Genomic DNA, 6110 nt, shown 5'->3' on the forward strand with positions numbered 1-6110 from the left:
TATTGTTGGAATATTTCTGAGTGAACTGATAAAGAGAAGCTTTCTTAGGCTTTAATACTTTGTTTGACATATGATTATACCTCCATCTAATTTCTAATCTAATTATAGAACAGATGGGAAATTCATGTGTCCGGTTCAGCTTCATGAACGCCGTTTAATCGGTGCTTATGAAATTTAATTTTCACTAACCTGTGGTTTGTGGGTATTCAAATTAGATAATTATTTTTTGAAAGGATGTGTTTTTCATGAATTATATTTTAAAACAGTATGATAATGATTTATTGTATTTTTAATACAAAAATACAAATGATGGATTAGAAGTTTTAATTAATACTGTTAATCAAAATTTACAATATCTTTTACCATTAGACTTAGAATTAAGCAATGAAGGATTAAAAAAATGGCTTCAAAAAAGGACGATTCCTAGAAATAGACCCTATGTTTCTAATTTTTTATCTCGATTAGGATTAAATGAAAAAGATACAAAAGGTATTATTGATATATGTCAAGGCTTATCATTGAATGATAGTTATTGGGTTGTGCAAGAAGATTGTAAAGACTTATTTAAAAATAAAAATCTTTATCATAATTCTTTTAATACAAATATTGCTTCCATTGCTTTTACAGGATATGGAAGTTATAAATGAACTAAATACTGTTTATCGCCTGAATTTACAACAAATGGGATGCTTGCTAAATCATGGAGAAGAATAAAAAATAATATTCTTCTTTATAAATCAGGAACAGAAGGATTTGCGAATAGTGGCTTAGAACCTTATAGTGAATATTATGCTTCACAAATTGCCAAGACAATGGATTTACATTATGTAGATTATGGACTTTCTAAATGGAAAGGGAAGCTTTGTTCAACATGTTTACTTTTCACAAATGAAAATGTATCTTATATTCCAGTTGGAAGAATTATTAAAACAGGTGGAATAGAGTCAGTTATTGATTATTATAAAAAGCTAGGTGAAAGCTATTATCAAGAATTATTAGATATGCTTGTTTTTGATGCAGTGATTTTAAATGAAGATCGTTATTTTGGTAACTTTGGTTTTTTAATTGATAATAAATCAAATAAAATTGTGGGATGTGCGCCTATTTTTGATAATGGATTATCACTTCTTTGTTATGCTATGGATGATGATTTTAAAAATATTAATCAATACATCCAAACAAGACTTCCTGCAACATATCAAGATTTTATTGCTTTTGTAAAACCACGTATGACAAAAAGACAAAAGGAAAAACTAAGAAAATTAATAGGTTTCAAGTTTGAAAGTCATTATAAATATCGATTACCTAGAAAAAGACTCAAATATTTGGAAGAAATTATTCAAATAAGAGTTTTAGAATTATTAGAATAGTAGTGTATATCAAATGTTTTTACATGTTCTTTTTCTACTTTTTTCAGAAATTTCTGTAATATTGATTATTCCACTCTAGTTGATCACTCATTCCGATTGGGTTGACCAAGTATTCCGATGAACCTGACCACCTAAAATCCTGACTGTAAATAAAGTACAGTCAGGATTATTTTTTGTTTATCTGCTTCTCATTGACTTATCACCAAAGATTTTTATTGTCTGTGATTTTGATATTATTCTATCCATTATTGCATCAGCTAAGGCGCCTCCACCAAGCTTACTGTGCCATCCTGTAACATCAAACTGAGAGCAGAATACTGTTGAATGAATACGATATCTCTTTTCCAGTATTTCAAGAATATCCTGCTGTTCGGCATTATTAGTCCCTATCAACAGCCTCTCGTCCAGTATTAAAAGATTACACTTTATGTATTGATTTATTCTCTTTCTGTAATTTTCCTGAACCGTTGCAAGATCTAATTCAGCTAATAAGTCAGGAAGTCTTACATACATTACCTTCAGGGGTGCATTACATACTTCTACACCTAGGTTTAAATTTTACATAATTTAGTATTGTAGTTTTTTCTTATAACCCCATATCGTGATACAATAGAAACATCAATTAATAATGTACATATTCGATTGGGAGCTACATAAGATGAAAATAGGAATAATAGATGATGATACTCATTTCAGCCAAGTCATAAAGAATAAGATAGAAGAAAACACATGCTTTAGTAAAAGTAGTATTGATGTATTTAATAATGATTTCAAATCACTTCAATTAAAAGATTATGATTATTTGTTTATAGATATTCTATTAATGCAGGATAATGGTATCACTATTGCGAAAAGTATAGATAATAAGAATACACGCATCATATTCATGTCTAGTAATGAAACACTTGTTTATGATTGTTTTGATATTGCGCTTTACTTCTTTATAAGAAAAACATCTTATGAAGATGATTTAGAAAGATTATTTATCAAGATAGATAAAGATCAGGCTGAAAACCATAAACAATATCTCGTTGATAAGAAAAACAATCAATACATTAATCTCAAGGATATTATCTATGTTCAATCCCATAGAAATACATGTACCTTTTACACGGAAGATAATGAATATGTTCAATACACAACATTAAAGAAATGTTCTGAAGAGTTATGTTCTAATGTAGCATTCTATAAGATCAACTCATACACCATTATTAATTTTAAGTATGTTACTAAAATCAATAATCAAAGTGTTACTCTTATAAACAACCAAACATTTAATGTCTCTAGAAAATCAAAAGATATTATTGAAAAATACCATGCCTACAGGAGGTACATACAATGATGAGTTTCTTATATTTTTGTTGTATAGAAGCATTACTGACATATCTCCTTAGAACAAATAAAACAGCTATTATTATTGCCTCTTTATTGATCAATTGTCTTCTTAGTGTATTTACAAGTCATCCACTATTACAGGATCTCTTGTTAATAGAATCTTTATGCTTCTTATTCTATTATTATTCAGATAGGCTGTTATCAGAAATTATCTTCTATCTTTCATTTTTAACTGTTATAAAGAATTTAGTTGTTCTAATACCAATATCCCCTATTGTTTCATTGATCATCTATATTCTTATTATCTCTACATTCGCTATTATTCAAAAACTTTACCCTATCGATAATAAGAATCTCTATTGGGGATTACTTATGGCTATATCCTTAAGTACTCTATGTATTTATCATATTCTCTATAATGACTTTCTTAATATATTAGGCATAAACTGTAATCTCATTATTCTTATAACCCTTTTGATTACTATCATCATTTCCTATTACTTATTCCTTAGATATACCAAACTTAATCATGAACAACAGCTTCTTAACCAGGCCATTGACCATTTTAAGAATGACCAACAAAACTATGCCTTCATTGAAAAGAAAAACAATGAACTCTATAAACTAAGACATGACTTAAAATATGATTACCTTCAGATGAAGGAATATGTAAAAAGAAAAGAATTTGAAAATGTGAATGAGATGATAAACAAAAGAATAGATTCTCTCAATGATCATAACATGCTGATCATATCTGGTAATAAGCTATTTGATTCATTTATCAATATGAAATTAGAACAGCTTAAACTCAACAACATTAAACCTGCTATTATTGTATCTGTTCAGGATATATCATTTATAGAGGATGAACATTTGAATATCCTTATAAATTATCTGTTTGATATCGCAATAGATTGCATGGAGAATAATGAATTAGAAGTAAAAATAACGGAAGACCAATGTGCCTTTGAAATCACATTGTATATGAATGATGCAAAAGAAAGAATCAATCAAATGAAATATGATACTCTTGTATTAATACTGCATAAATATCATGGAAGCTTACAAGTACAGCATGCTGGTGCATCACTCTATATCTCTACTCTTATACCTGTTTCATAACAGGTATTTTTTGTTTATTATCCTCATAAATCGGTCAAACGTCCTCAAGATATTATTTATTTTTTTAAAGGTTGTATGATTGAAATAGGAGGTGCTTTACTATGATTGAGATGAAACATGTAAATATAAATTTTGGTGATCAAGTCATATTCAATGATGCTCATTTTAAGACATGTCCTGGTCAAATCACTGGTATTATTGGTAAAAGTGGATGTGGTAAAACAACATTCCTAAAATCATTATTATACCAGTACAAAGATAATCTTCTTTATGTAGATAATGTAGCTATCAATAATTCTAATAAAGAAGACTATCTATTAAACAAGGTGTCTTATATTGATCAATTTGGGACATTCTTTGATAACATGAAAGTATATGAACATTTTGAATTTATTAATCACCTACAAGAAAGCCAATATGATCAAACCAAAATGAACAATATGCTTCATCTAGTAGGATTGGATCTTATAGATCCATCCTGCTATCCTTCTTCTTTATCTATTGGGCAGAGAAAAAGATTCTTAATAGCGTTATCCATGTATAAAGATGCATCCATCATTATTATTGATGAACCAACTGCTTCTTTAGATCAAGAAAATAAAGAAATCGTACTTCAATTACTCGAAAAACTAAAATCAGAAAACAAATATATTATCATTACAACTCATGATGAATATCTAATAAATCATCTAGACATTACTTATAGAATAGAAAATAGAATTCTTGTATGTGATCAAAAAATAGATAAAATAAATCAATCTATTCAACTCAAAAAATCGAACATCAGCAGCTATCATAAGTACTTCTTCTATAAGAATAAAAGACAATGGTTTCAGTTTATCCTTGTATTACTTCTAGGTTTTATTATGACTATCTCTATTTCTACTAACGTAAGTGATAGTCTATTACAGGAAAATAAGTTATCAAGTGGTATAAAACAAGCCAATAAAGCAGAATTATATACAGGTAAGATGAATGATTCTTATATTGCGAATGGTGTAGATAGTTATTATATCGGTGATGCAGAGGTAAATCTTGATATAAGTACTGAGGAATTGAATCATATTAAATCAATCAAACATGTAAAGAGTGTTTATCCATTTGATGTATTTGATACAATCAATCAAATGGAAGATGTGAGTAAAGGTACTGTTTATTATCAAGGAAGTAAAACACAGTTTGATTATTTTCAGGAAGGGAGTCCAATGGTCGTTCCCTATTACTCTTTCCAGAATATTAAAGTAGATGGAAAAGAACTTAAAGGAAATGCAATCAGTCAATCATTCGCAAGAAAGCTAGGTATAGATGAAAAAGAAAAGAACTTTAAAATATCTATAGATGTATATGTTCCTGTCCAAGAATATACTTATCAATGTGAAATTGATGATTCTAAAACATTGGGCACTTTATCTCAGGTTCTTACTAAGAAAGTAAATCTTGAAATAGAAATCAATCATATTATTTCAACAGATGATTATTATAATGAATTTCTTAGTGCTGGATATGTTGTACTTATGAATGACAAATCATTCTATACTATTTTAAATCAATACAATAACCAGACTCCTGATAGTTTACTAGATGACAAAGAATACAATGCAGCTATTACTCCTTATCAAAGTAAGAATTATGTTGTAGAAGTAGACCGTATTAAGAACTTAAAAAGTGTTGAAAAAGAAATATCTCAGATTTCTAATAATTTCATTACTTATGATCAATATAATTCAGTGACAGATATGGTTGATGTCTATAAGGAAGAAAGAAAAGGAAGATACATTTTTATGGCTGTAGTGATATTAATCGCAATATTCCTTTATGTTCTTGTACAAATGAATGCATTGGATGATAGAAAGAATGAAATTAAATTGTTGAAGGTTTATGGTTTAAAGAATCAAACAATTTGTTCTTTAATGAATGATAATATGATTGTACAGTCCATCTTATCTCTATTACTAAGTATTCCTGGTTTCTTTATCGCAAGAAAAATTGGTTTCTTTGTGATTAATCGTCAGTCAATGACTATGAGTTTATTACTATTTATGATTATTCAAATAGGTGTGACTCTAGTTATTTGTTTCTTATATATATGTTATAGTCAATGGTTTGTAAAGAAGGTGGATTTATGATTGAGATGAAGAATATCAATCTATCTTTTAAGAATCATATATTGTTTAAGAACCAGAATATAAGTATTCCGTCTTCTCAAATTACTGTTATGAAATGACCGTTGTCAAGACATAAATCAACTTTCATAATATTTCTATTAAGTTTTATCATCAAGGG

The 6110-nt window shown here is 28.2% G+C and carries 4 protein-coding genes and 1 pseudogene; 4 read left to right on the forward strand and 1 reads right to left on the reverse strand.

Going from position 1 to position 6110, the window contains the following annotated elements:
- Positions 1-686 precede the first annotated feature (686 nt).
- Entirely contained in the window at positions 687-1370 is a 684-nt protein-coding gene (locus EAI80_RS11565; RefSeq protein WP_202976640.1) for a hypothetical protein, read from the forward strand.
- A gap of 177 nt (positions 1371-1547) precedes the next feature.
- On the opposite strand, the pseudogene EAI80_RS11570 reads toward EAI80_RS11565, so the two are convergent.
- A pseudogene (locus EAI80_RS11570) lies at positions 1548-1910 on the reverse strand (ATP-binding protein); the annotation flags it as partial.
- A gap of 118 nt (positions 1911-2028) precedes the next feature.
- Between EAI80_RS11570 and EAI80_RS11575 the strand changes: the two are divergent.
- The 3 genes from EAI80_RS11575 to EAI80_RS11585 all read left to right on the forward strand — a co-directional run bounded on the left by EAI80_RS11575 (position 2029) and on the right by EAI80_RS11585 (position 5953).
- Positions 2029-2712, forward strand: a complete 684-nt coding sequence (locus EAI80_RS11575) for a LytTR family transcriptional regulator DNA-binding domain-containing protein (protein WP_161220351.1) — start codon at positions 2029-2031, stop codon at positions 2710-2712.
- Positions 2709-3827 (forward strand): hypothetical protein, encoded by a 1119-nt coding sequence (locus tag EAI80_RS11580; RefSeq protein WP_129982161.1) that lies wholly within the window; start codon positions 2709-2711, stop codon positions 3825-3827. The genes EAI80_RS11575 and EAI80_RS11580 overlap by 4 nt, the downstream gene beginning before the upstream one ends.
- A 101-nt stretch (positions 3828-3928) precedes the next feature.
- The gene (locus tag EAI80_RS11585; RefSeq protein ID WP_129982162.1) at positions 3929-5953 is read left to right on the forward strand and encodes an ATP-binding cassette domain-containing protein; all 2025 of its coding nucleotides are present in this window, start codon (positions 3929-3931) and stop codon (positions 5951-5953) included.
- Positions 5954-6110 lie beyond the last annotated feature (157 nt).

Source organism: Catenibacterium sp. co_0103 (genome assembly GCF_004168205.1).
Classification (GTDB): Bacteria; Bacillota_I; Bacilli_A; order Erysipelotrichales; family Coprobacillaceae; genus Catenibacterium; species Catenibacterium mitsuoka_A.

Bases quoted from the DNA above. Each gene is read 5' to 3' on its own strand.
- EAI80_RS11565 (WP_202976640.1), top strand. From the start codon at position 687: ATGCTTGCTAAATCATGGAGAAGAATAAAAAATAATATTCTTCTTTAT.
- EAI80_RS11575 (WP_161220351.1), top strand. From the start codon at position 2,029: ATGAAAATAGGAATAATAGATGATGATACTCATTTCAGCCAAGTCATA.
- EAI80_RS11580 (WP_129982161.1), top strand. From the start codon at position 2,709: ATGATGAGTTTCTTATATTTTTGTTGTATAGAAGCATTACTGACATAT.
- EAI80_RS11585 (WP_129982162.1), top strand. From the start codon at position 3,929: ATGATTGAGATGAAACATGTAAATATAAATTTTGGTGATCAAGTCATA.